Genomic DNA, 24068 nt, shown 5'->3' on the forward strand with positions numbered 1-24068 from the left:
CCGTCTCAAGCTGAGACGAGACGGCGTCGCGACGGCGTCGCCGATGTGACACGGTCGTGAGCAACAGGTACGAGGAGGTACGCGCGATGGGGCAGTCACTGGCTCCGGCCCGGATCTCGGCGTCCTGGGCGCGCAGCGAGACCTACGGCGCTCCCACCGAGGCGGTCGACCCGGCGTTCACCGGCGCCGTCGACGACGGCTCGCTGTTCGCCCGGTGCGGCGGCGAGGTGCTCGCCGGGCTGCACGAGGGGCTGCCGGGCGAGCCGATCTCGCTGATGCTGACCGACGCCGACGGCATCGTCGTCTCCCGGCTGTGCGACGAGCGCGCCCTGCTCGACGCGCTGGACCGCACCTACCTCGCGCCCGGGTTCGCCTTCGGCGAGCGGGAGGCGGGGACCACCGGGCTCGGTCTGGCCCTGGCCGACCGGGTCCCGTCGCTGGTCCGCGGGGACGAGCACTACTGCACCGGGCTGTGGGGCTACACCTGCGCGGCGGCCCCGGTGCTCGACCCCGTCGACGGGTCGCTGCTCGGCAGCATCAACCTCACCACCTGGTCGCAGCGCTCCGACGGTCTGCTGCTCGCGCTGGCGCGCACCGCCGCCGGGCAGACCTCGGCGCTGATGCTCGCGCACGGACGCGGCGCGAGCCCCCGGCGCGCGCCGCGCGGCGAGGTCTTCCGGGTCGCCCCGCAGCCCGTCGGCGGGACCGCGGCGCTCGGCCCGGCCTGGGCCGCCGCGCTCGACGAGGTCCGCGACGCGCTGCGCGACGGCGCCCGGGTCGGGGTGGTCGGCGAGCCCGGTGCGGGCAAGTCCGCGCTGCTCGCCGCGGCCCTGCGCACCGTCCGCCCTCGGCACCGGGTGCTGCACGCCCGCCCGCCGGCCGCCGAGGACGCGGTGTCCTGGCTGTCGCTGTGGTCCCCGGAGCTGGGCAAGGACGACACCGCGGTCATCGCGGGGCGGGTGCACGAGCTGCCCGCGCCCGTCGCGACCCGGCTGGCGGCGCTGGTCCGGTCGCTGCCGCGGGCGTCGCTGAGCGTCACCGCGGGCGGTGTCGACGGGATACCGGACGCGCTGTCACGGCTGCTCGACGTCGTCGTCGAGGTGCCGGCGCTGCGCCACCGTCCCGAGGACGTGCCGGTGCTCGCCGCGCACCTCGCCCGCGACGGCGTCACTTTCACCGACGCCGCCGCCCGCGCGCTGCGCACCTACTCCTGGCCCGGCAACGTCGAGCAGCTGCGCCGCACCGTGCGCGACGCCGCCGCCCGCAGCAGCCTCGTCGACGTGCGGCACCTGCCCCCGGAGCTGCTCGCGACCCGGTCGGGCTCGCTGACCCGGATCGAGTCGCTGGAGCGCGACGAGCTGGTCCGCTGCCTCACCGAGCACGGCATGAGCGTCACCCGGGCCGCGGAGACGCTCGGCATCAGCCGCGCGACGGCGTACCGGCGGGTGCAGCGCTACGGGATCACGACCTCCCGGTGAGACCGTTGCGGCATGATCGGTGACGTGCCGCAGACGGTCCTGGTCGCCGACGACGACCGCGCGATCCGGGAGTCCCTCGCCCGTGCCCTGGAGCTGGAGGGCTACACCGTCGTGGGTGCCGCCGACGGCGTCGAGGTCCTCACCCGGGTCCGCCGTGACCCCGTCGACGCGCTGGTGCTCGACGTGATGATGCCCGGCCTCGACGGCCTCGGGGTGTGCCGTGTGCTGCGCGCCGACGGCGACCGCACCCCGGTGCTGATGCTGACCGCGCGCGTCGAGACCCCGGACCGGGTCGCCGGGCTGGACGCCGGCGCCGACGACTACCTGCCCAAGCCCTTCGAGCTCGACGAGCTCCTGGCCCGGCTGCGCGCGCTGCTGCGCCGGGCCGCCCCGCCGGGCGACGAGCGGGGCGGCGCCCTCGCCGCGGGTGGGCTGCGGCTCGACCCGGCCGCGCGTCGCGCCTGGTGGGAGGCCACCGAGCTGACCCTGACCAAGACCGAGTTCGACCTGCTGGAGCTGCTGGTGCGCAACGTCGGCATCGTGCTCGACCACGCGGGCGTCTACCAGCGGATCTGGGGCTACGACTTCGGCGCCGACTCCAAGAACCTCGCCGTCTACATCGGCTACCTGCGGCGCAAGCTCGCCGCGGCGGGCGCCGGGGAGGTGATCCACACCGTGCGCGGGGTGGGGTACACGGTGCGCCGCGGATGACGCTCGGCACCCGGCTCGCGGTGGCGTTCGCGGTGGTCGCCGCCGTCGTCGCCGCGACGGTCGGGGTGCTCAGCTACCGCTCGGCGTCGGACCGGATCTCCGACGAGATCGACCGCAGCCTGCAGGCCACGACGACCGCGCTGGCCGGCGGACAGACCGCGGTGCTCGGCGAGCCGGTCGCCGAGCTGCCCGACCCCGACGGCCCGGGGCCCGGCATGCACGACTGGGACGACCCGCGCCAGCTCGTCGGGCGGCGGATCGGCGCCGACGGCACCGTCGTCCCGCTCGGCGGACGGGAGGTCGACCTCCCGGTGTCCGCGGCCGACCGGGCACTGGCCGCCGACCCCATGGGCGGGGAGGCGACGAGCACCGAGGTCCGGGTCGGTGACCAGACCTACCGGGTCCTCACCACCGCGGTCGGCGGCTCGGCGCTGCAGGTCGGCGTCGACGTCGACCGCTCCCGGCGGGTCCTCGCCGGGACCGCGCTGGAGATCGCGGTGGCCTCGGTCCTCGTCGCGCTGGTCGCCGCTGTGCTGGGGCGGCTGCTCGCGAGCCGGATCACCCGGCGCCTGGTCCGGCTGACCGCGCTCACCGAGCAGGTCGCCGAGTCCGGGCTGGGCGAACGCGTCGTGCCGGTGGAGGGCCGCGACGAGGTCGCCCGGCTCTCGGCGTCGGTCAACACGATGCTGCGCCGCCTCGCCGACGCCCGCGACGCCCAGGAACGCCTGGTCCAGGACGCGGCGCACGAGCTGCGCACCCCGCTGACCAGCCTGCGCACCAACGCCAGCGTGCTGCGCCGGATCGACCGGCTCCCCCCGGAGTCGCGCGAACGGCTCGTCGCCGACATCGACGGCGAGACCCGGGAGCTGGCCCGGCTGGTCGAGGAGCTGGTCGAGCTGGCGCTGGCCCGGCGCACCGACGAGCCGGAGACCGAGGTGGACCTCGCCGCCGTCGTCGGGGCGGCGGTGGAGCGCACCCGGCGGCGCACCGGGCGCACGATCACCGTCGACGACGACGGCGGCGGCGCCCCCCTGCTGCGGGGGCGGGCCTCCGGGCTGGAGCGGGCCGTGGGCAACCTGCTCGAGAACGCGGCGAAGTTCGACGCCGACCCCGACCACGTCGTCGAGGTGGAGGTGCGGGGCGGGACCGTGACGGTCGCCGACCGCGGCCCCGGCATCGACACCGGGGAGACCGAGCGGATCTTCGACCGCTTCCACCGCGCCGACGCCGCCCGCGCCCTGCCCGGCTCCGGGCTCGGACTCGCGATCGTGCGCGACGTCGCCCTCGCCCACGACGGCACCGTCTTCGCCGGCAACCGGCCCGGCGGTGGCGCCGCGGTGGGCTTCACCGTCGGCGCGCGGCGGCTCTCACCGGATTCCGACCCTTCTCATGCCGACACCTCACCGGACGCGACGAGCCTCGGAGGTACCTGACCGCCGAGCCCCCCGGGGAGCCGATGTCCACCCTCGCCGTCCGACCCGCTCCCCCACCCGCCCGGGTCGCCCCCGCCGGCCGGCGCGCCCGGCTCGACTCCCGGGTCCGTTTCGGGTCCGGGATCGCGCTCTGGGCCGCGCTCCTGCCGGTCACCTGGTGGTGGGCGGCCGGCGGCGGGCTGCGCGACCTGGGCGGCTGGGCGTCCGGGCTCACCTCGGCGGGCCGGCTGACCGGGCTGGTCGCCTCGGTCCTGCTGCTGGTGCAGGTGCTGCTCATGGCCCGGGTCCCGGTGCTGGAGCGGGCCTTCGGCCAGGACGGCCTCGCCGCCGTCCACCGCACCGTCGGGTTCGTGTCGTTCACCGGGATGCTCGCCCACATCGGGCTCGTGACCTGGGGCTACGCCGCCGGGGACCTGTTCGCCACCCCCGGCACGCTGTGGGACCTCACGTGGGACACGCCCGGGATGCTGCTCGCCGCGGCGGGCACCGCCTGCCTGGTGCTGGTCGTCGTGACCAGCGTGCGCGCCGCCCGGGTACGGCTGCGCTACGAGTCCTGGCACCTGCTGCACCTCTACGCCTACCTCGGCGCCGGGCTCGCGCTGCCGCACCAGCTGTGGACCGGGCAGGAGTTCACCGCCTCGACCGCGCGCACCGTGTTCTGGTGGGGGCTGTGGGGCGCCGCACTCGGCGCGGTGCTCCTCTGGCGCGTCGCGCTGCCGGTGGCCCGCTCGGTGCGGCACCGGATCGTGGTCACCGCGATCGTGCCCGAGGGCGACGGCAGCGTGTCCGTGCACCTGGCCGGGCACCGGCTCCACGCACTCGGCGCCCGCGCCGGACAGTTCCTGACCTGGCGCTTCCTGACCGGCAGCGGCTGGACCCGGGGCCACCCGTACTCGCTGTCGGCGGCACCGGACGGCCGCGCGCTGCGGATCACCGTCAAGGACCTCGGCGACGGCAGCGCCGCCGTGGCCGGGCTGCGTCCCGGGACCCGGGTCCTCGTCGAGGGCCCCTTCGGACGGCTGACCGCGCACGCCCGCACCGCGCCGGACGTGCTGCTCATCGGCGCCGGGGTGGGCATCACACCGCTGCGGGCGCTCGTCGAGGAGTTCGTCCACGACCCGGCGGGCCCCGGACGGATCACCCTGGTGCACCGCTTCGCCGACGAGCCCCTGTTCGCCCGCGAGCTCACCGCCCTGTCGGCGGGCGGGCGCTGCGAGCTCGTCCCCGTCGCCGGTCCCCGTCGTCGCGACGACTCCTGGCTCGGCCACGCCGTCGGCCCGGGCGACGACCTCGCCGCGCTGCGCGCCCGGGTGCCGGACCTGGCCCACCGCGACGTCTACGTCTGCGGCCCCACCCCGTGGACCGCCCTGGTCGTGCGCACCCTCGCCGCGGGCGGCGTCCCCGCCGACCGCGTCCACGTCGAACACTTCGGATGGTGACCCCCGTGCGCCGCATCGTCGTCGGCCTCATGGCCACGCTCAGCGCCCTCACCCTGCTGTTCGGGTACCGGACCTCGACCTCCGGCCCGGAAGCCGCCGCGACCACCACACCGCTGCCCACCTCCTCCGGGACCTCCGCCCCGTCCGGGACGTCCACGACCGGCGCGGGCGCGACGACCGCGACCTCCGGCGGGACCACCGTCACCGGGGACGCCGCGCAGACCCGGTACGGACCGGTGCAGGTGCGGATCACCGTGGCCGGCGGACGGATCACCGCCGTCGACGTGCCCGAGTACCCCGACGGCGACGGCAGGGACCAGCGGATCAACGCCATGGCGGTCCCGCAGCTCGTCGACGAGACCGTCGCCGCGCAGGGCGCGGGCATCGACATGGTCAGCGGCGCGACCTACACCAGCGACGGCTACGTCACCTCGCTGCAGAGCGCGCTGGACCGGGCGGGGCTGCCGTCGTGACCGCGCCCGTCCGCCACGTCGACCACGTCATGGGGACGGCGGTGTCGCTGGCCCTGCGCGGCAGGCACACCGCCGACGCCGCCGCCCGCGGCGCGTGGGCCGCCGTCGTCGCCGACCTGCGTCACGCCGACGCCGTGTTCAGCACCTACCGCCCGGACTCCGCGGTCTCCCGGATCGGGCGCGGTGAGCTCACCGTCGCCGACGCACCCGCCGAGGTCGCCGAGGTCCTCGCGATCGGCGACGCCGCGGCCCGCTCCTCGGGCGGGGCGTTCACCGTCCGGCCGCACGGGCGGCGCGACCCCTCCGGCGTGGTGAAGGGCTGGGCCGTCGAACGTGCCTGCCGGCACCTGCGTGCCCTCGACGACACCGGCTGGTGCCTCGCCGCGGGCGGGGACCTCCAGGCCCGCGCCGCCGACGACGGGGAACCCTGGCGGATCGGGATCGAGGACCCCGCCGACCCACGCCGGCTGGTCGCGACCGTCCCCGTCGTCGACGGCGCGGTCGCCACCTCCGGCACCGCGCACCGCGGACACCACCTCGTCGACGGCCGCACCGGCCGGGTCCCGCGCGGGGTGGCCCAGGTGACGGTGCTCGACGCGTCGCTGACCCGGGCCGACGTCGACGCGACGACCGCCTACGCGCTCGGGTCCGGAGCCGCGGACTGGCTCTCCCACCGGGCCGGGCGCACCGCGCTCGTCGTCGGCGGGGACGGGGCCGCCGTCGCCGTCGCGGGCCCGCACCACCCGGACGGGTGACGCGCTCACCGGACCGGCGCTACCGGTGGCCGTGCTCACGGCCGTGGCGGGTGCTCCGGGCCTGCCGATCCCGGCCGACGGTGGGACGATCGATGTGCCGGGCAACGACGCCCCGGGAGACCCGGCGGCCGGCCCGGCCACGGACCTCGACACCGCCAGCCGACGGCGCGGTCACACCCGGTGACGAGGAGCCCGCGTCGTGCGACGACGGCGGGGCGCCCGCCGCCCGGTGCGGCACACAGGGCACCATTCGGTGTAGGACCTGATGGGAGGCGTTCGTGTTCGGACTCGCGGACACCGTGGCCGCACTGCTGGCCGCGATCCCTGCTGCGCCCGTCCGGTCGCTCCTCGTGATCGGGGTCGGGGCGTTCCTCGAGGGTCCGATCGTCACCGTCGCCGCCGCCGCGCTCGCCGGGGCCGGTCAGCTGCCCTGGTGGGGGGTGTGGCTGGCCGCGCTGGTCGCCGACGTCGTCGGGGACACCGCGCTCTACGCGCTGGGCCGCAACGGCGACCGGCCGGCCGTCGCCCGCGTGCTGAACCGGCTGGGCCTGACCGAGGAGCGCCGCGAGGTGCTGACCCGCGAGGTCCACACGCACCTGCCGCGGATCGTCATCGGCGCCAAGCTCGTCGACATCGGTGCGATCCCGGCCTACCTGGCGGCCGGGCTGTCCAAGGTCGGCTACCGCCGCTTCCTGGCCTGGATCATCCCCACCACCGCGGTACGCGCCGCGGTGCTCGTCGGGATCGGCTACGCGGCCGGTGACCGGCTCGCCACCGACCTGGAGTCGCGGCCCTGGCTGCTCGTCGTCGGCGGGATCGCCGTCGGGCTGACCCTGGTCCTCGGCCGCACCGCGATCGTGCGGGCCACCGGCTCGCGACGCCGCGCCGACGCCCGGTCCTGACCGGGTCGACCCCCTCGCGCCGAACGTCCCCGACGTCCCGGGGCACCCCCGGCGTGTCGCCACACCCCGGACCACCCCCGGCGAGCACCGTCCGGGACGCACGGCCGGACCACGGGAGAGGACCACGCGGTGAGCACGTTGACCTGGGCCGAGGCGATCGTGATCGGGGCGATGCAGGGCGTCGCCGAGCTGTTCCCGGTCTCCAGCCTCGGCCACAGCATCCTGCTGCCCGCCGTCGTCGGCGGGAGCTGGGCGGCCGACCTCGACGTGAGCGCACCGCGGTCGCCGTACCTGGCGTTCGTCGTGGGGCTGCACGTGGCGACGGCACTGGCCCTGATCGTGCACTTCCGCGCCGACTGGGTGCGGATCGTGCGTGGGCTGGTGACCTCGGTGGCCCGCCGCGAGGTCCGCGACCCCGACCAGCGCCTGGCCTGGCTGCTGGTGCTCGCGACCGTCCCCGTCGGGCTGGCCGGGCTCGCACTCGACCGGGTCTTCCGCACCTACCTGGCGCTGCCCGTCCCGACCGCGCTGTTCCTCGTGCTCAACGGCGCCGTCCTGCTGGTCGTCGAGCACCTGCGGCGACGCCCCGCACCCGCCCCCGCGACGACGGCCGCCGGCGGCAGGGCCGAGCCGGGGACGGTGCTGCTCGCCACCGAGGTCGCCTCCGACCACCGCATCGCCCGGCTCCGCGTGCGTGACGTGGTGACCGTCGGCGCGGCCCAGATCGCCGCGCTGGCCCCGGGGATCAGCCGGTCGGGGTCCGCGATGACGGCCGGGCTGCTCAAGGGCCTCCCGCACGTCGACGCGGCGCGGCTGTCGTTCCTGCTCGCGACGCCGGTCATCCTGGCCGCGGGCGTGCTGAAGCTGGGCGACCTCGCCGGTCCGCTCGGGGACGGCATCCGGCCGCAGATCCTGGTGGGGAGCCTGCTGTCCGGGCTCGGGGCGTACCTGTCGGTGCGGTTCCTGTCCCGCTGCTTCGAGACCCGCTCGCTGCGCCCGTTCGGGATCTACTGCGTGGTCGCCGGGCTCGGCTGCCTGCTGTGGTTCACCGTCCGCTGACGAGGAGCAGGATCGTGGTCATGAGCGACCCGTCGGCCGACCCGCACCGGCACGCCCTGGACGCCATCCGCCGCGAGCTGGACCGGCTCGGCGACGGCGGGCGCCGCATCGTGCCCGCCTGGAAGCGGGTCACCCCCGGCGAACACCGGTGGCCCGCCGCGGCGGCGATCGTCGTCGCGATCGGGCTGCAGCTGCTGCTGCCCGACCAGCTCACCCTGGTGTCGCGGTGGCTGCTGCCGTCGCTGAGCTGGTGGTGCTGGTCGTGCTCGCGGTGGCCGGCCCGGCCCGGATGGACCGCGAGTCGGCGCTGCTGCGCGGCCTCGGGCTGGCCCTGGTCGGGCTGCTGAGCGTGGCGAACGCGGTGTCGGCGGGACTACTGGTCACCGCGATCCTCGACGGCTCCTCCGGCGGCTCGGCCGCCCCGCTGCTGGCCAGTGGGGCGGCGATCTGGCTGACCAACATCATCGCGTTCGCGGTCTGGTACTGGCAGCTCGACCGCGGCGGGCCGGCGGCGCGGGCGCACGGCCGCCGTCCCACCGCGGACTTCCTGTTCGTGCAGATGCAGAGCACCGACCCGCACGACGCCGACTGGGAGCCCCGCTTCGCCGACTACCTGTACCTGTCGTTCACCAACGCCACCGCGTTCAGCCCCACCGACGTGATGCCGCTGAGCCGGTGGGCGAAGATGCTGATGCTCGTCCAGGCGCTGGTGTCGCTGGTGACGATCGCGCTCGTCGTCTCCCGCGCCGTGAACGTCCTGGGCGGCTGAGTCCCGGGCGGAACTCAGCCTCCCAGGAGGGTCCGCAGCACCCCCGGTGCGTCCGACGGGCCGGCGACCGGCGCCCACCGCGCGTTGCTGCGCGCGGCCAGCTCGGCCGCCTGCTCGTGGTCGGACTCCGGAGCCAGGATCAGCAGCTCCGGGACCCGCCGCGCCGCCGGGACCGGGTCGTGGTCGTCGGTGGCCCGGCAGTCCGAGAGCAGCACGACGATCCGCCGCTCCGCCCGCGTCCGTTCCAGCTGCGCGGTGGCCGCCCGCAACGCACCGGACAGCGCGGTCACCCCGTGCCCGCGCAGGCCCAGCACCCGGTCGACGACCGCCGACGGCGGACGGGTGGACCCGATGTCGCGCAGGACCTGGGTCTCGGCCGCGAACGACAGCACCGCGTGGTCACCGGGCGCCCGGAACGCGCAGGCCGCGGCGGTCAGCGCCGCCGCGGCGAGCCGGTCCCCGCCCATCGACCCGGACGCGTCCACCACCAGGCACAACGCGAGCGCGGGCCGCGCCCAGGTGCGCGCGGTCAGCTCGTCGAGCCCGACCGGTCGCCGCGCCGCGCGGGCCTCGGCGACCGCGCCCAGCGAGGCGTCCAGGTCCAGGTCGCCGCCGCGGTCCGCCGGGACCGCCCGCAGCCTGCCGATGCCGCGCCGGGTGACCCGGCCGGAGCGGCCGATCTCCAGCACGACCCGGCCGGCGAGCCTGCGGGCCGCCGCCCGCAGCTTCTCGTCGGTGGCCTTGCCCATGTCGATGAGCAGCGTCAGCGTCTCGTCGGGACGCTCGGCCAGCGCGGCGTCGAACGCGTCGACGTCGAGCACCCCGACCTCGGGCGAGATCTCGGTGAACCCCGGGTGGCCCGCCAGGGAGCTGCGGGCCACCGTGCGGTCCTCCGGGCGCGCACGCGGCCGGGACGGACGGGTGGAGCCGTCCGCGGGCCGGGGACCGCCCGCCGGTGGCGGGCTCAGGCTCCCCCCGACGCATCACCGCCGTCCGGTGCCTCGTCGGCGTCCTCGGCGGGTTCCCGGCCGAACTCGGCCGTGTACAGCTCGCGGACGATGTCCTCGGCGCTGCGGGAGCCGGACTCCGTGAGCCGGATCCGGCCGGACAGCGCGACCAGCGCCGCGTCCAGCCCGGCCCGCCAGTCGGTGGTCTTCCGGCCGCGCCGGGCGGCCAGCGCCGTGGTGATGCGGACGATGTCGATCGCCCCGCGTACCGAGGAGCCGACGTGCACGTCCGGGTGCTCCCGGGTCCGGCGGACCAGGGAGACGACCTTGGCCCGCCACTGCTCGTCGACCGCGGGGCCGCGCAGCGCGACGACCGCGGTCTCGTCCCCGGCGGTCTGGTAGCCCATCGCGATCCGGCAGACCCGGTCGTAGACGGCGGAGGAGATCCGGGCGGTGCCGACGGCGTCGAACGGGTTCATCGCGGCGACCAGCCGGAAGCCGCCGTGCGCGGTGATCCGGCCGAGCCGGGGAACGTGCAGCTCGCCCTCGCTCATCACGGTGATGAGGACGTTGAGGGTCTCCTCCGGGATCCGGTTGATCTCCTCGACGTAGAGCAGGGCACCGGAGCGCAGCGCCTCGGCCAGCGGGCCGTCGACGAAGGTCTCGGGGTTGTAGCCGCGCTCCAGCACCTGGGCCGGGTCGAAGTGCCCGACCAGCCGGGCCGGGGTGAGCTCGGCGTTGCCCTCGACGAACACGAACGGGAGCTCGGCCTCCTCGGCCACCGACCGCAGCAGCGTCGTCTTCCCGGTGCCCGGCGGGCCCTCCAGGACGACGTGGGCGCCGGCCTCCAGCGCCGCGACGAGGAGCTCGACCTCCCGGCCGCGGCCGACGACGGGGGTCCCCGCGGGGCCGGCCGCAGCCGGTCCCGCGGGGTTCGTGACAGACCCCATCAGTGCTCGTGGACGAGGACGCCGCGGACGTTCTTGCCCGCGAGCAGGTCGTCGTAGCCCTCGTTGACCTGCTCGAGGGTGTAGGTCCGCGTGATGATCTCGTCGAGCTTCAGGTCCCCGCTCTGGTAGAGGCCGAGGATCTTGGGGATGTCGACGGTCGGGTTGCAGTCGCCGAACAGCGAGCCCTTCACCGTCTTCTTGAACAGCGTCAGGATCGAGCCCGGCAGCTGGACGTTGGTCGTCGAGAGCTTGTTCAGGCCGGTCAGCACGACGGTGCCGCCCTTGCCGGTGTTCTCGAACGCGCCGGTGACGATCTCCTCGGTCACGATGCCCGCGGTGACGATCGTCTTGTCCGCGCCGTTGCCGTTGGTCATCGCGCGGGCCAGGTCACCGGCCTCGGCGGCGGTGGCGACGGCGTGCGTGGCGCCGAGCTCCATCGCCTTCTCGCGCTTGTTGGCCAGCGGGTCGACGGCGATGAGGTTCTTCGCGCCGGCGTAGCGGGCGCCCTGGACGGCGTTGATGCCGATGCCGCCGACGCCGGCGACGATCACCGTGTCGCCCGGCTCGACCTTCGCCGCGTTGACCGCGGAGCCCCACCCGGTGGGCACGCCGCAGCCGACGAGCACGGCCTTGTCCAGCGGGAGGTCGTCGTCGACCTTGACCACCGAGTTCTGGTGGATCGTGGAGTACTGGGAGAACGTGCCCAGCATGCACATCGCGCCGTACTGGCCCTTCGGCCCGGTGAAGGGGAAGCGCTCGCCCGGCAGGTAGCCCTCGAGGATGGTCGCGCCCATGTCGCAGATGGCCTGCTGCCCGGTCGCGCACCAGCGGCAGACCCCGCAGTTGGGGATGAACGAGCAGACGACGTGATCGCCCGGCTTCACCCGGGTGACACCCGGGCCGACGTCCTCGATGATCCCGGCGCCCTCGTGCCCGAGGACCATCGGCAGGCGCGCCTCGAGGTCGCCGTGCGCGATGTGGACGTCGGAGTGGCACAGCCCGGCGTGGGTGTAGCGGATGAGGACCTCACCCTGCTGCGGCCCGTCGAGCTCGAGCTCCTCGATCTCGATCGGCTTGCCGGCCTCGTAGACGACTGCTGCCTTGGTCTTCACGGGCACGCTCCTCTGCGCTGGTGACGTCGGTGTCGTCCCGATCCTGTCCCACCCGCGGGGGTGTGGCGTGTTCCACATGTGGACACGTGCGCACTGCCTCATACCCGGGCGGCGCTACGCCTCCGCCACGTCGAGCGCGCGCATCCGGCGGTACAGGGTGGTGCGGCTGATCCCGAGCGCCCGCGCGGCCTCGCGCTTGTTGCCGCCCGCGACCGTCAGGGCGTGCTGGATCGCGACCCGTTCGGCGCGCTCCCGGCCGCCGAGCCGGGTGGTCCGCGGGCCGGGCCGCAGGTGCTCCGGCAGGTCGTCGACGTCGATCCGGCGGGTCCCGGGCAGGTGCGCCAGCTCGGTCACAACCCGGGTCAGCTCGGTGAGGTTGCCCGGCCAGGCGTACGCGGACAGCGCCGCGACCGCGGACCGGGTCAGGATCAGCTCCCGGCCCGGCCGGACCCGCGCGGCGACGTCGGCGACCAGACCGGGCAGCTCGTCGCGGCGTTCGCGCAGCGGCGCGAGCTCGATGCGGCTCGCGCACCGGGCGACCAGCCGCGCCGCCGGGACGGGCAGCTCCCCGACCGGGCCGCAGGTGAGCACGAGACGGGTCGGGCCGGCGTCGAGCAGCGGGCGGAGCACGGCGCAGAGCTCCTCGGGCAGGACCTCCACGTCGTCGACGACGACCGCGGGCACCCCCTCCCCGACCAGCGCGGACAGCCGGGCCGCCCAGTCCCGGGACGGTCCGGTGAGGGCGTCGGTGGCCGCCAGCACGACCGGGTCGGCGATGCCGAGCAGCCGGGCCGCCTCGGTGCTGCGCCCGGTCCCGGGCTCGCCCGCGACCAGCACCGAGCGCCCGGTGGGGACCGGCCGCGCGGTGCGGCGGACCGGCTCGCGCGGCGCCGCACGGACCGGGACGAGGTGGAACAGCACGCCGTCCGCGGTGTCCGCGACGGTCTCGGCCCGCACCCGGATCCCGGCGCCGTCGGGCGCCTCCAGCACCCGGGTCAGCGGGCCGTTCTCGACGACCTCGGTCCGCAGCGTCGCAAGCAGGTCCATCCCGCCCTCGCCCAGCACGGTGACGGCGCTGCGGTTGGTCAGCACCACGTCCGAGCCGAGGACCGCGATCGGCGACGAGCGCCGCCGGGTGGCCTCCTGGAAGGCGAGGAACAGCCTGCGGTCGCCGTCGCGGGCGGTCTCGACGATCCGCTCCTCGATGTCCCGGGCGGCACGCGAGAGCAGCGGCGCGAACAGCGGGTGGGCGCGCCCGCCGACGACGGTGATGTCGAGGACGCCCTCGGTGCGGCCGCGCAGCGGGTGCCGGATCGGGTGGCCGAAGCAGCTGACGCCCTTGAGCCCGGCCAGGAAGTGCTCCTCGCCGTGGACCGCGATGCCGCGGCCGGTCTCGGCGGCCGTGCCGATCCCGTTGGTCCCCAGCACCTGCTCGTCGGCGGCCGCCCCGACCACCAGGCCGATGTCGTCGAAGGCCGAGTCGAGGGTGCGGTCGTCGCACCAGATGTCGAGGATCCGGCAGTCGCGGTCGGCGAGCTGCACCGAGAACGGCTCACCGGCGAGCTCGGCCGCCAGCGCCCGCAGCACCGGCTCCGCGGCGACGGCGAGCCGGCCGACCCGGTCGACCTCCGCGACCTCCGGCCGGTCGGCGCCCTCCGGGTCGATGCCCGCCAGCCGCGCACGCCGCCAGGACGAGGCGATGTGCTCGCGCACGCCCCCCGGGGCGGATCGGCCGACGGCTCCGTCGAAACCCATGGCGCACACCTTCCGTGACCGTGGTGACGGAGGCGACACTACCCGCGCCCGGCCGGGTCCCCGGTCGTGTGCGGGCGGGCGGGGTGCAGGATCGTCCGACATGGACCGACGCGTGCACGCGTTCACCGACGACGCCCTGGGCGACGACGACGCCGTCGCCCTCGCCGAGCGGCTGCGCCGCCGTGAGGTCGCGCCCGCCGAGCTGCGCGCCGCCGTCGCCGCGCGCGCCGCCCGGGTCGAGCCGCACCTGCACGGACTCGCCCTGGACCGCACCGCCGACCCCGTCACCGGGGACGCCGGCGGCCCGCTGGCCGGGGTGCCGACGCTGGTCAAGGACAACGTCGAGGTCCGGGGCTGGCCCGCGGGCCACGGCACCCGGGCGTTCGTCCCGGCCCCGTCGCGCGAGCACGCCGAGGTGGCCCGGCAGCTGCTCGCGTGCGGGCTGGACCTGCTGGGCACGACCCGGATGCCGGAGTACGGCCTGAACGCCTCCACCGAGTTCGCCGACGCCGAGCCGACCCGCAACCCGTGGGACCCGCGCTTCTCGGCCGGCGCGTCGTCGGGCGGGGCGGCCGCGCTCGTCGCCGCCGGGGTGGTGCCGCTGGCCCACGCCAACGACGGCGGCGGCTCGATCCGCATCCCGGCCGCGGCCTGCGGGCTGGTCGGGCTCAAGCCGTCGAGGGGGCGGCTGGCGCCGAACGCGACCGGGACCCGGATGCCGATCGACCTCGTCGCCGACGGCGTGGTGTCCCGCTCGGTGCGCGACACCGCGGTGTTCCTCGGCGCCGCCGACCGCGGGCGCCGCAACCCGGCGCTGCCCCCGCTGGGCCTGGTCGAGGGCCCCGCCCGGCGACGCCTGCGGGTCGGGCTGCTGCTGGAGTCCCCCACCGGCGCGGCCGTCGACGCCGACACCCGCGAGACCGTCACCGCCGTCGCGGAGCTGCTCGCCAAGCAGGGCCACGAGGTGTCCGAGGCCGTCACCGGGGTGGGGACCCGGTTCGTCGACGACTTCCTCGACTACTGGGGGCTGCTCGCGTTCTCCGTGGTCACCGGCGGGCGGCTGCTGCACGGGCGCACCTTCGACCCGCACCGCCTCGACGGCCTGACCCACGGCCTGGCCGACCACTACCGTCGCGCGCTGGCCCGCACCCCGGTGTTCCTGCACCGGCTGCGCCGGGTCGCGGCCACCCACGCCGAGCTGTTCACCCGGCACGACGTGCTGCTCTCCCCGGTGCTCGCGCACACCCCGCCGGAGATCGGGTGGCTCGCGCCGACGGTGCCGATCGAGCAGCTCACCGCCCGGCTGCTCGACTACGTGGCGTTCACCCCGCTGGCCAACGTCGCCGGGGCGCCCGCGGTCGCGCTGCCCGCCGGGGCGACGGCCGGTGGGCTGCCGGTGGGGGTGCACCTGGAGGGCACGGTCGGCGACGAACGGACGCTGCTGGAGCTCGCGTACGCCATCGAGGCCGACCGCCCCTGGCGGCGGATCCGGGACTGACCCGGCCGGGACACTGCCGCTCAGACGTTGCCGCGGCGCTCCTGCTCCCGCTCGATCGCCTCGAACAGCGCCTTGAAGTTGCCCTTGCCGAAGCCGAGCGAGCCGTGCCGCTCGATGAGCTCGAAGAACACCGTGGGCCGGTCCCCGACCGGCTTGGTGAAGATCTGCAGCAGGTAGCCGTCCTCGTCGCGGTCGACGAGGATCCCGCGGGACGCCAGCTCCTCGATCGGCACCCGCACCGACCCGATCCGGGCCCGCAGCTCCGGGTCGGAGTAGTAGGCGTCCGGGGTGTCGAGGAACTCCACGCCGCGGGAACGCAGCACGTCGACGGTGGTGAGGATGTCGTTCGTCGCCAGCGCGAGGTGCTGGGCGCCGGGGCCGCGGTGGAAGTCCAGGTACTCGTCGATCTGGGACTTCCGCCGGCCGGGGCTGGGCTCGTTGAGCGGGAACTTCACGCGGTGGTTGCCCGACGCGACGACCTTGCTCATCAGCGCCGAGTAGTCGGTGGCGATGTCGTCGCCGATGAACTCGGCCATGTTCGTGAAGCCCATGATCCGGTGGTAGAAGTCCACCCAGGAGTCCATGCGCCCGTACTCCACGTTCCCGACGACGTGGTCGAGCGCCTGGAACAGCCGGCGCGGCGCGTCCGCGGGCCGGTCCACCGACGAGCTGCGGGCGACGTGGCCGGGCAGGTACGGGCCGGTGTAGCGGGACCGGTCGACCAGGGTGTGCCGGGTGTCGCCGTAGGTGGCGATCGCGGCGGAGCGCACGGTGCCGTGCTCGTCGGTCGTGTCGTGCGGCTCGACGAGCACGGTGGCGCCCTGGGCGCGGGCGTGGGCGATGCAGCGGTCGACGTCGGGGACCTCGAGGGCGATGTCGACGATGCCGTCGCCGTGCCGGCGGTGGTGGTCGGCGACCGGGCTGTCCGGGTCGACGGCGCCACGCAGCTCGAACCGGACCGCGCCCGAGCGCAGCACGTAGGAGTGGTGGTCGCGGTTGCCGGTCTCCGGCCCGGAGTACGCGACGAGCTCCATGCCGTGGACGACCTGGTAGAGCTGCGCGGCCTGGGTGGCGTTGCCGACCGCCCAGACCACGGCGTCCCAGCCGGTGACCGGGAACGGGTCGGCGGAGTCGTCGTGCTCGACGAGGCCGACCAGGCGGTGCAGGGCGGCGGCGTCGAGGTCGGCGAGCTTCTCGGAGTCGGTGAGGATGTCCATCAGTGCTCTCCCGTCAGCGTGCGGGCGGCCAGGTCCTGCGCCGCGGTGACCGTGCTGGTGCCGTGCGTGCGGGCGTCGGCGAAGACGCCGGTCAGGGTGTCGCCGATCGCGCGGGTCCGGTCGGCGACGGCGTCGGCGCTCCAGCCGAGGACCTCGCGGCCGACCAGGTGGATGGCGCCGCCGGCGTTCGCGACGAAGTCCGGGGCGTGGACGATCCCGCGCCGGCGCAGGACCTCGGCCGCGTACGGGTCGGCGAGCAGGTTGTTCGCCGCGCCCGCGACCACCGCGGTGGGGACGGTCGCGGCGACCTCGGCGGTGATCAGCCCGCCGGTGGCGCACGGGACCAGCACGTCGCACTCGCGGGTGGTCACCGCTCCGGTGTCGACCACCTCGGCGCCCAGCTCGTCGGCGGCCGCGGCGCAGCGGGCCGGGTCGACGTCGGTGACGATCAGCTTGGCCCCGGCGTCGGCGGCGAGCCGGGCGACGTCGGCGCCGACCGCGCCGAGCCCCTGGACCAGCACCCGCAGCCCGTCGACGCCGTCGAACCCGGCCTCCGCGACTCCCGCGCGGATCGCGGCGAACACCCCGAGGGCGGTCATCGGGCCGGACGAGCCGGGCCCGCCCGCCGCGACCGAGCGGCCGAACACGTGCGGGGTCAGGCCGGCGAGCACGTCCATGTCGGCCGAGCAGGTCCCGACGTCCGGGCCGGTGGTGTAGTTCCCGCCGAGCAGCTCCAGGTTGGCCGCATGGATCTCCAGGATGCGCCGCCAGGTCGCGTCGCCGAGCTCGGCGCGCGGCGCCGGGAGCGCGATCACCGACTTGCCGCCGCCCATCGGCAGGCCCGCGACGGCCATCTTCAGCGTCATCGCCCCGGCGAGGCGGCGGGCGTCGGCGACGGCGTCGTCGGGCGAGGGGTAGACCATCGCGCGGGTCCCGCCCGACGCCGGGCCGAGCCGGGTCGAGTGCACCCCGATCACGAACCACGCGCCCGTCCCCCGGTCGTACCGGACCGAGGTCAGTTCGCCGTCCCACTCGGGCAGAGCCATCCCGCGCCTCCATCGCCTCGCTGGTGTGCAGCGAGGGCACCCCTGACCCCGGTATCTGCGCAACCGGCCCATCACGAGCTGCACATCGACGGCAGGTCACCGGGCCACGGTGCCGGTCGACCTGGACGGATCGTCCAGGAGACCGGCGTCACTCCCGGGGCCCGTCGCCCGCGTCCGTAACCTGGACCGGTGACGACCAGCGACGCCACGACGCCCGCCGACCTGCGCGGCAGGCCGCGACCGCCGGTCCACCCGCGGACCGCGCCGTCGGACCCGGCCGGGCTGGACCCCGAGCGCGCCGCGCTGCACGCCCGCATCGCGACCGGCCCGCGCCGCGCGCAGGCCCGGGTCCCGCTGGTCGACGACGCCGACCGCCTGCTCGGCCCGTTCGCGACGATGCTGTTCTCCCCGCGCATCGGCGACGCCGTGCAGCAGGTCGGCGCGGCCCTGCGCACCGACGACGACCTCCCGCCGCGGCTGCGCGAGCTGGCCGTGCTCGCCGTCGCCGTGCACCACGGGTCGGCGTTCGAGTGGTCCGCGCACGAGGGCCTCGCCCGCGACACCGGGCTGTCCGGGGCACAGCTGCAGGACCTGCTCGACGGCGGCGTCCCCGACGGCCTCGACGAGGCCGAGCGGGTCGCGCTGACCACCGTGCGGGCCCTGCTCACCCAGCACGACCTGGGCGACGGCGCCTACGCCACCGCGCTGCGGGCACTGGGCCGGGACACCCTCGCGGCGCTGGTGTGGCTGACCGGGTACTACTCGATGCTGGCCACGGCACTCGCCGTGTTCCGGCCGGAGTGAGGCCGGGTAACCCGCGTGGAGAGGGGAGGGTCGCGATGAGCACCGCACCGAGCACCGCACCGGACGGGGTGCGCGTGGCCGCGGCCATGCACACCTTCCCCAAGACCTGTGGACCGGCGACGACCGTCGCGCAGGCGTGGGCGGCGTTCGAGCGGCCCAAGGTGCACTCGCTGCTGGTCCTCGACGCCGGGCGGCTGCTCGCCGTGGTCGACCGGGCCGACCTGACCGGGGCCGGCCCGGACGAGCCCGCCGCGCCCCTCGGGACACTCGGCGGGCGGGTGGCCCACGCCGGCGACGACCTGGCCTCGACCTGGGCGGCGATGGCCGACGCCGGGCGGCGGCGGGTCGCCGTCGTCGACGACGCCGGCCGGCTGCTCGGGCTGCTCTGCCTCAAGCGGCACGGTCGCGGGTTCTGCTCCGACGCGGGCATCCAGGCCCGGATCGACGAGCGCGCGGCGGCCCCGGACGGGCCGTGAGGCCGCCCACCGCGGGGAACACCGGCGCCGGGCCGGACGCTGGACGGGGTGACCACCTCCGACGCCGCCGTCGCCACCCGCAGTCGAGAGGACCCTCCCGGTGACCCACCCCGACGACACCGTGCTCCTGGACGGGGGCGTCGCCATGCCCCGTGTCGGGTTCGGCGTGTCCGAGTCCCGCGACGCCCGCGCCGCCGTCGCCGAGGCGCTCGCGCAGGGCTACCGCAGCATCGACACCGCCGCCGTCTACGAGAACGAGACCGGCGTCGGTGCCGCGCTGGCCGGGTCCGGCCTGCCCCGCTCCGAGCTGTTCGTGACCACCAAGGTCTGGAACGTCGACGGCGACCGCCCCGACGCGCTGGGCGCGGCACGGCGCAGCCTGGACCGGCTGGGGCTCGACCACGTCGACCTGCTGCTCGTGCACTGGCCCAACGACGACCTCGGGCACTGCCTGTCGACCTGGGAGGCGATGGAGCAGCTGCTCGCCGACGGCCGCACCCGCGCGGTCGGGGTGTCGAACTTCCGGCCGTCGCACCTGCGCAGGCTCCGCTCGCTCGGCGGCCGGCTCCCGGCGCTCAACCAGGTCGAGCTGCACCCGCACCACCAGCAGCCGGAGCTGCGCGCGGTGCACGCCGCGCTGGGCATCGTCACCGGCGCCTGGAGCCCGCTGGGCCGCGGCGCGGTCCTCGGCGAGCCGGTCCTGGCCCGGATCGCCGACCGGCACGGCGTCACCCCCGCCCAGGTGGTCCTGCGCTGGCACCTGCAGCAGGGCACCGTCGCCGTCCCGAAGTCCGACGACCCGGGGCGCATCGCCGCCAACCGCGACCTCGCCGGGTTCGCTCTCGACCGAGCCGACCTCGACGCCGTCGCCGCGCTGCACCGGTCCGACGGACGGGGCCGGATCGGCCCGGTGCCCGACCGGGTGGATCGCATCGCGTCCTGAGTGACGTGTGTCACGTCCGCGTGAGGACGGCGGAGCGAGCATCCTCGAACGACCAGTCCATCGAGGAGGCAGTCGTGTCGTTCACCGACAAGGTCAAGAACAAGGCCGAGAACGCCGTGGGCGTCGCCAAGGAGAAGGCCGGTGCGGCCACCGGCGACCGGGAGCTCCAGGCCGAGGGCAAGGCCGAGCAGTCGAAGGCGTCGCTGAAGGACGCCGGCGAGAAGCTCAAGGACGCCGCGGGCAACGTGAAGGACGCGTTCGGCGGCTCGAAGGGCTGAGTTCGGCGGTGGCGTGACGGCGACGCACACCGCCGCGGCCCGGTCACGGCACGACGAGCACCTTGATGTCGTCGCCGGGCGCGGCGGCGAGCCGCGCGAACCCGTCGGTGACGGCGTCGGCGAGCCGGATCCGGCGTGTGACCAGGGCTCCCAGGTCCACGGTCCCCGACGCCGCGATCCGGATCGCCTCGGCGAAGTCCTCCGGGGTGTAGGCCAGGGCGCCGGTGACCGTCGGCTCGCCGAACAGCAGCAGGTTCGGGTGGAACGCGACCGGCTGCTCCCAGGCGGCGACGTTCACCACGGTGCCCCGCGGCCGCACCGCGGCCAGGACGGTGTCGAAGCTGGTCGGGGCCGCGGCGGCGTCGAACGCGGCGTCCACCCCGGTCCCGCCGGTCAGCTCGCGGACCCGCTCACCGACGTCCTCGGTGAGCGGGTCCAGCACGGCGTCCGCGCCCAGTGCCGTCGCGGCGCGGGCCCGGGCAGGTGCCGGTTCGGCGACCAGTACTGTCGCGGCGCCGCGGGCCCGGGCCGCGACGACCGTCATCAGGCCGATCGGGCCGGCGCCCGCGACGAGCACCGTGCTCCCGGGCCCGATCCCGGACCGGGCGACCGCGTGCACCCCGGTCGCGAGCGGTTCGAGCAGTGCGCCCGTCTCGGTGTCCACCGCGTCGGGCAGCCGGTGGGCGAGGTAGGCGGGGAAGGTGTCCAGCGGGGCGAAGCCGCCCCCGCCGCCGCTGAGCCCGTGGAACCCGAGGGTGGCGCACAGCTGGGGCAGCCCGGCGGCGCAGGTCCGGCAGGTCCCGCAGCGCAGCACCGCGCTCACCGCGACGCGGTCGCCGACGCCGATGTCGCGGACCCCCTCCCCGACGGCGACGACGGTGCCCGCCAGCTCGTGGCCGAGGGTCACCGGCGCGCGCTGCCCGGTCAGCGGGTGGTCGGCGTCGACCGGGACGGCGATCGGCCCGCCCCGGTACTCGTGGATGTCGGAGCCGCAGATCCCGGCGGCCGCCACCTCGACGGTGATCTCGCCGGGTCCGGCGACCGGTTCGTCGACGTCGTCGAGCCGGACGTCGCCGCGGGCGTGCCAGCGCAGAGCCTTCACGGGGTGTCTCCTCGGTCCTCGGAGCGGTGCAGGGTCGCGAACGCGCCCCGGTGGTAGAGCAGCGGCGGGTGGTCGGTCACGTCGAGGTCGCGTACGGCTCCGACGACGACGGTGTGGTCGCCGCCGTCGTGCTCGGCGTGCAGGTCGCAGTCCAGCCAGGCCGCGATCCCGGCCGGGCGCGGACGCCCGTGCGCCGAGGGCGCCCAGTCCAGGCCGGCGAACTTGTCGGTGCCGCTGCGCGCCATCGCGAGCGCGACGTCCTCCTGCCCGGCGGCGAGGACGGCGACGCCGAACCCACCGGCGGCGCGGATCCGCGGCCAGGTGCTGGAGCTGCGTGCCGGGGCGAGCAGGACCAGCGGCGGGTCCAGCGACAGCGAGCTGAACGACTGGCAGGTCAGCCCGAGAGGTGCGCCGTCGGCGTCGAGCGCGGTGACCACGGTGATGCCGGAGCAGAACGCGCCGAGCACCGTGCGGAAGCGCTGCGGATCGATGCTCATCGGGTGTCCTCCTGGCGTAGTGCGCGGCGCAGGACCTTCCCGGTCGCGGTCTTCGGGATCTCGCCGACGACCTCGACGATCCGCGGGTACTTGTAGGCGGCCATCCGTTCCCGCGACCACGCGATCAGCTCGTCCGGGGACGGCGGGTCGACGACACCCGGCCGGAACGCGACCACGGCCTTGACCGTCTCCCCACGCCGCTCGTCGGGCACACCCACCACCGCCGCATCGACCACCGCCGGATGGGACAGCAGCACGTCCTCCACATCCCGCGGCCACACCTTGTAGCCACTCGCCACGATCACGTCCTTCTTCCGGTCCACCACGAAGAACCAGCCGTCGTCGTCGACGAACCCGACGTCCCCGGTCCGCAACCAGCCCTCGGTGAACGCCGCCGCGGTCTCCCCGGGCCGCTGCCAGTAACCCGGCACGACCCGGCCACCACGCACCAGCAGCTCCCCCACCCCCGACTCGTCCGGGGCGTCGATCCGCGCGACGCAGTCCGGGACCGGGCGGCCCACCGACAGCGCCCCCGAGCGGGGGTCGACCGGGGCCCGCTCCCCCACCGGCACGGCGTGGGTGGGCGAGGTCGTCTCGGTCATCCCGTAGGCGTTGTGCACGTACAGACCCGTCGCGGCCTCGAACTCCGCGACGACGGCGGGCGCGATCGGCGCGCCTCCGGAGGCGACCGCGGTGAACGAGGCGAACAGGTCCCGCGGGTCCGGGTCGGACCGGCACAGCGCCATCAACGCGGTGATCGCCGCGACCGTGAACGTCGGTCGGGTCGCCCGCACCGCGTCGGCGACCACGCCCGGGTCGAAGCGGTGGGTCAGCACCAGCGGCACCCCGGCCACCAGGGCCGCGGCGATGTGCCCGGACAGGCCGGTGACGTGGAACAACGGCGCGATCCCGAGGACCGCACCGGGTGCGGTGATGCCGTACCAGTCGCGGTAGGCGAGCCCACCGGCCACCACGTTGCCGTGGGTGTTGCACGCCCCCTTCGGCTTCCCCGTGGTCCCCGAGGTGTAGGTCGACACCGCCACCTCACCCGGCTCCGGTGCGTGCGGCGGCGGCACATCACCGTCGTGCTCCGCGATCAACGCGGCCAGGTCCCGGGTGCCCTCCGGGACCGACCGGACATGATCCTGCGGGCGCAGCAGCGGGGCGTCGTCGAACGGATCGGCGGTCACCACCGTCACCACCGACGACCCCTCCACCGCCGTCGCACCGTGCGCGCGGTGCAACCCGGCCAACGCGACCAGCACCCGCGCCCCGGAGTCGTCGAGGATCAACCGCACCTCACGCGCGGTCAGCATCGGGTTCACCGCCACCGCGACGCCACCGGCCTTCCACACCGCGAGCAACGCCACCACGTACTGCGGGTCGTTCTGCAGGTACAACGCCACCCGGTCGCCCGGGCGCAGGCCGCCGGCCAGCAGCGCGACGGCGAACGCGTCCGAACGACGGTCCACCTCGGCCGCGGTGAGGTCGCGCCCGGGGCAGCGCAGCACGGGGTCGCCGGGGGCGGCGGCCACCGTCGCGCGGAAGGCCTCGAGCACCGATGCGGGTGGTGCGGTCACGCGTTCCTCCTGGAGGGATCGGTCTGTTCGGACGACGGTCGGCCACCGGGGGCGGGCTATGATCGGGCCCACACAGCGGTGTGTGGGGAGGTACGACGACGATGCGTGCCGCGGAGGCCTCGACGCTGTCCGCCGGACAGCTCGGCCAGGTGTTCGCCGTGCTGGAGCGGGTCGACCGCGCCCGGGACGTGGCCGGGTTCGCCGACGCCACGCTGGAGGCGCTGGGCTCGGTGCTCGGCTTCCGCAACACCACGTTCTTCGTCGGGTCCACCTACCGCGGGCTGTTCCAGGACCCGGCCCCGCTGCTCAACGGCCACCAGCGCACGCTGATCCGCGAGTACCGGGACCGCTGGGAGCGGCACGACGTGTTCGCCCGGCCCCGGGAGGCGGCCGTCCTGCACCGCACGCACGCCGCCGCGATCGACGCCGGCGAGCCGGTCGGTGCCGCCGACCGGCCCTACGTCGACTGGCTGGCCCACCACGGCCTGGGGAACCTGGCCGCCGTCCGGGTCGGGCCGGGCGGACGTGAGGCCCTGTTCGGGATCTTCGGCCCGCCCGGGACCGTCGGCCCGCAGGAGCTCGCGGTGCTGCGGCTGCTGGGCCGCCAGCTCGATGCCGTGGCCCGGCACCTGCCGGACCGGGCGGCATCCGCCGCGCCGTCGCTGCCCCCGCGGCTCGCCCAGACCGCGGACCTGGTGCGACGCGGCATGACCAACGCGATGATCGCCCGGACGATGGAGCTGTCCGAGGACACCGTGAAGAAGTACGTCAGCCGACTGCTGGAACGGACCGGCGCGCAGAGCAGGACCGAGCTGGCCCTGCTGCTGCACGACGGCTGACCCGC

At 75.8% G+C, this 24068-nt stretch carries 24 protein-coding genes; 15 read left to right on the forward strand and 9 right to left on the reverse strand.

Annotated features, from left to right (window positions below):
- Positions 1-86: 86 nt before the first annotated feature.
- From KPL60_RS29155 to KPL60_RS29195, 9 genes are all read left to right on the forward strand, one after another.
- Positions 87-1478, forward strand: a complete 1392-nt coding sequence (locus KPL60_RS29155) for a helix-turn-helix domain-containing protein (RefSeq protein WP_226354080.1) — start codon at positions 87-89, stop codon at positions 1476-1478.
- A gap of 12 nt (positions 1479-1490) precedes the next feature.
- Positions 1491-2189, forward strand: coding sequence for a response regulator transcription factor (locus KPL60_RS29160; RefSeq protein WP_255656658.1), 699 nt, complete (start codon positions 1491-1493; stop codon positions 2187-2189).
- A complete protein-coding gene (locus KPL60_RS29165; RefSeq protein ID WP_226354081.1) occupies positions 2186-3622 on the forward strand; it encodes a HAMP domain-containing sensor histidine kinase in 1437 nt (478 codons plus the stop codon). The genes KPL60_RS29160 and KPL60_RS29165 overlap by 4 nt, the downstream gene beginning before the upstream one ends.
- Before the next feature lie 23 nt (positions 3623-3645).
- The gene (locus KPL60_RS29170) at positions 3646-5061 is read left to right on the forward strand and encodes a ferric reductase-like transmembrane domain-containing protein (RefSeq protein ID WP_226367793.1); all 1416 of its coding nucleotides are present in this window, start codon (positions 3646-3648) and stop codon (positions 5059-5061) included.
- A 5-nt stretch (positions 5062-5066) separates the two neighbouring features.
- Positions 5067-5534: an FMN-binding protein gene (locus tag KPL60_RS29175; protein ID WP_226354083.1), complete on the forward strand. Its 468-nt coding sequence runs from the start codon at positions 5067-5069 to the stop codon at positions 5532-5534.
- On the forward strand, positions 5531-6289 hold the full coding sequence (locus KPL60_RS29180) for an FAD:protein FMN transferase (RefSeq protein ID WP_226367794.1): 759 nt from the start codon (positions 5531-5533) through the stop codon (positions 6287-6289). Before KPL60_RS29175 ends, KPL60_RS29180 begins: the two co-directional genes overlap by 4 nt.
- Positions 6290-6567: 278 nt before the next feature.
- Entirely contained in the window at positions 6568-7191 is a 624-nt protein-coding gene (locus tag KPL60_RS29185) for a DedA family protein (protein ID WP_208822936.1), read from the forward strand.
- Between the two features lie 129 nt (positions 7192-7320).
- A complete protein-coding gene (locus KPL60_RS29190) occupies positions 7321-8250 on the forward strand; it encodes an undecaprenyl-diphosphate phosphatase (protein ID WP_226367795.1) in 930 nt (309 codons plus the stop codon).
- A gap of 226 nt (positions 8251-8476) precedes the next feature.
- Positions 8477-9019, forward strand: coding sequence for a DUF1345 domain-containing protein (locus KPL60_RS29195; RefSeq protein ID WP_226367796.1), 543 nt, complete (start codon positions 8477-8479; stop codon positions 9017-9019).
- A gap of 14 nt (positions 9020-9033) precedes the next feature.
- Here KPL60_RS29195 and KPL60_RS29200 read toward each other — a convergent pair whose 3' ends face one another.
- The 4 genes from KPL60_RS29200 to KPL60_RS29215 form a co-directional block, all read right to left on the reverse strand.
- Positions 9034-9900 (reverse strand): VWA domain-containing protein, encoded by an 867-nt coding sequence (locus KPL60_RS29200; protein ID WP_226354087.1) that lies wholly within the window; start codon positions 9898-9900, stop codon positions 9034-9036.
- 83 nt (positions 9901-9983) lie between these two features.
- On the reverse strand, positions 9984-10916 hold the full coding sequence (locus KPL60_RS29205; RefSeq protein ID WP_226354088.1) for a MoxR family ATPase: 933 nt from the start codon (positions 10914-10916) through the stop codon (positions 9984-9986).
- Positions 10916-12028 (reverse strand): NDMA-dependent alcohol dehydrogenase, encoded by a 1113-nt coding sequence (locus tag KPL60_RS29210; protein ID WP_226354089.1) that lies wholly within the window; start codon positions 12026-12028, stop codon positions 10916-10918. Before KPL60_RS29210 ends, KPL60_RS29205 begins: the two co-directional genes overlap by 1 nt.
- Positions 12029-12142: 114 nt before the next feature.
- Positions 12143-13783: a sigma-54-dependent Fis family transcriptional regulator gene (locus tag KPL60_RS29215; RefSeq protein WP_226367797.1), complete on the reverse strand. Its 1641-nt coding sequence runs from the start codon at positions 13781-13783 to the stop codon at positions 12143-12145.
- A gap of 100 nt (positions 13784-13883) precedes the next feature.
- Here KPL60_RS29215 and KPL60_RS29220 point away from each other — a divergent pair, with 100 nt between their 5' ends.
- On the forward strand, positions 13884-15281 hold the full coding sequence (locus tag KPL60_RS29220; RefSeq protein ID WP_226367798.1) for an amidase: 1398 nt from the start codon (positions 13884-13886) through the stop codon (positions 15279-15281).
- Positions 15282-15301: 20 nt separating this feature from the next.
- On the opposite strand, the gene hppD is transcribed toward KPL60_RS29220, so the two are convergent.
- Together hppD and KPL60_RS29230 are read right to left on the reverse strand one after the other, a co-directional pair.
- A complete protein-coding gene (gene hppD / locus KPL60_RS29225; RefSeq protein WP_226367799.1) occupies positions 15302-16498 on the reverse strand; it encodes a 4-hydroxyphenylpyruvate dioxygenase in 1197 nt (398 codons plus the stop codon).
- Positions 16498-17544 (reverse strand): Glu/Leu/Phe/Val dehydrogenase dimerization domain-containing protein, encoded by a 1047-nt coding sequence (locus KPL60_RS29230; protein WP_226367800.1) that lies wholly within the window; start codon positions 17542-17544, stop codon positions 16498-16500. Before KPL60_RS29230 ends, hppD begins: the two co-directional genes overlap by 1 nt.
- 189 nt (positions 17545-17733) lie before the next feature.
- Between KPL60_RS29230 and KPL60_RS29235 the strand changes: the two genes are divergently transcribed.
- The 4 genes from KPL60_RS29235 to KPL60_RS29250 all read left to right on the forward strand — a co-directional run bounded on the left by KPL60_RS29235 (position 17734) and on the right by KPL60_RS29250 (position 20045).
- Complete coding sequence (locus KPL60_RS29235; RefSeq protein WP_226367801.1) at positions 17734-18348, forward strand: carboxymuconolactone decarboxylase family protein; 615 nt, start codon at positions 17734-17736, stop codon at positions 18346-18348.
- A gap of 35 nt (positions 18349-18383) precedes the next feature.
- Entirely contained in the window at positions 18384-18824 is a 441-nt protein-coding gene (locus tag KPL60_RS29240; RefSeq protein ID WP_073576711.1) for a CBS domain-containing protein, read from the forward strand.
- A 145-nt stretch (positions 18825-18969) separates the two neighbouring features.
- On the forward strand, positions 18970-19767 hold the full coding sequence (locus KPL60_RS29245) for an aldo/keto reductase (protein ID WP_226368266.1): 798 nt from the start codon (positions 18970-18972) through the stop codon (positions 19765-19767).
- Between the two features lie 74 nt (positions 19768-19841).
- A complete protein-coding gene (locus KPL60_RS29250; RefSeq protein WP_208822960.1) occupies positions 19842-20045 on the forward strand; it encodes a CsbD family protein in 204 nt (67 codons plus the stop codon).
- Between the two features lie 43 nt (positions 20046-20088).
- Here the strand turns inward: KPL60_RS29250 and KPL60_RS29255 are convergent, their stop codons facing one another.
- Genes KPL60_RS29255 through KPL60_RS29265 form a run of 3 tightly spaced genes read right to left on the reverse strand, consistent with a single transcriptional unit; the run spans position 20089 to position 23224 of the window.
- Positions 20089-21147 (reverse strand): zinc-binding dehydrogenase, encoded by a 1059-nt coding sequence (locus KPL60_RS29255; RefSeq protein ID WP_226367802.1) that lies wholly within the window; start codon positions 21145-21147, stop codon positions 20089-20091.
- Positions 21144-21644, reverse strand: coding sequence for a flavin reductase family protein (locus KPL60_RS29260; protein ID WP_226367803.1), 501 nt, complete (start codon positions 21642-21644; stop codon positions 21144-21146). Before KPL60_RS29260 ends, KPL60_RS29255 begins: the two co-directional genes overlap by 4 nt.
- Positions 21641-23224: a class I adenylate-forming enzyme family protein gene (locus KPL60_RS29265; RefSeq protein WP_226367804.1), complete on the reverse strand. Its 1584-nt coding sequence runs from the start codon at positions 23222-23224 to the stop codon at positions 21641-21643. The genes KPL60_RS29260 and KPL60_RS29265 overlap by 4 nt, the downstream gene beginning before the upstream one ends.
- A gap of 101 nt (positions 23225-23325) precedes the next feature.
- Between KPL60_RS29265 and KPL60_RS29270 the strand changes: the two genes are divergently transcribed.
- Positions 23326-24063 carry a LuxR C-terminal-related transcriptional regulator gene (locus tag KPL60_RS29270; RefSeq protein ID WP_226367805.1) on the forward strand — a complete coding sequence of 246 codons (738 nt, stop codon included), beginning with the start codon at positions 23326-23328 and terminating at the stop codon, positions 24061-24063.
- Positions 24064-24068: the final 5 nt, after the last annotated feature.

Source organism: Pseudonocardia sp. ICBG162, assembly GCF_020496225.1.
GTDB lineage: Bacteria > Actinomycetota > Actinomycetes > Mycobacteriales > Pseudonocardiaceae > Pseudonocardia > Pseudonocardia alni.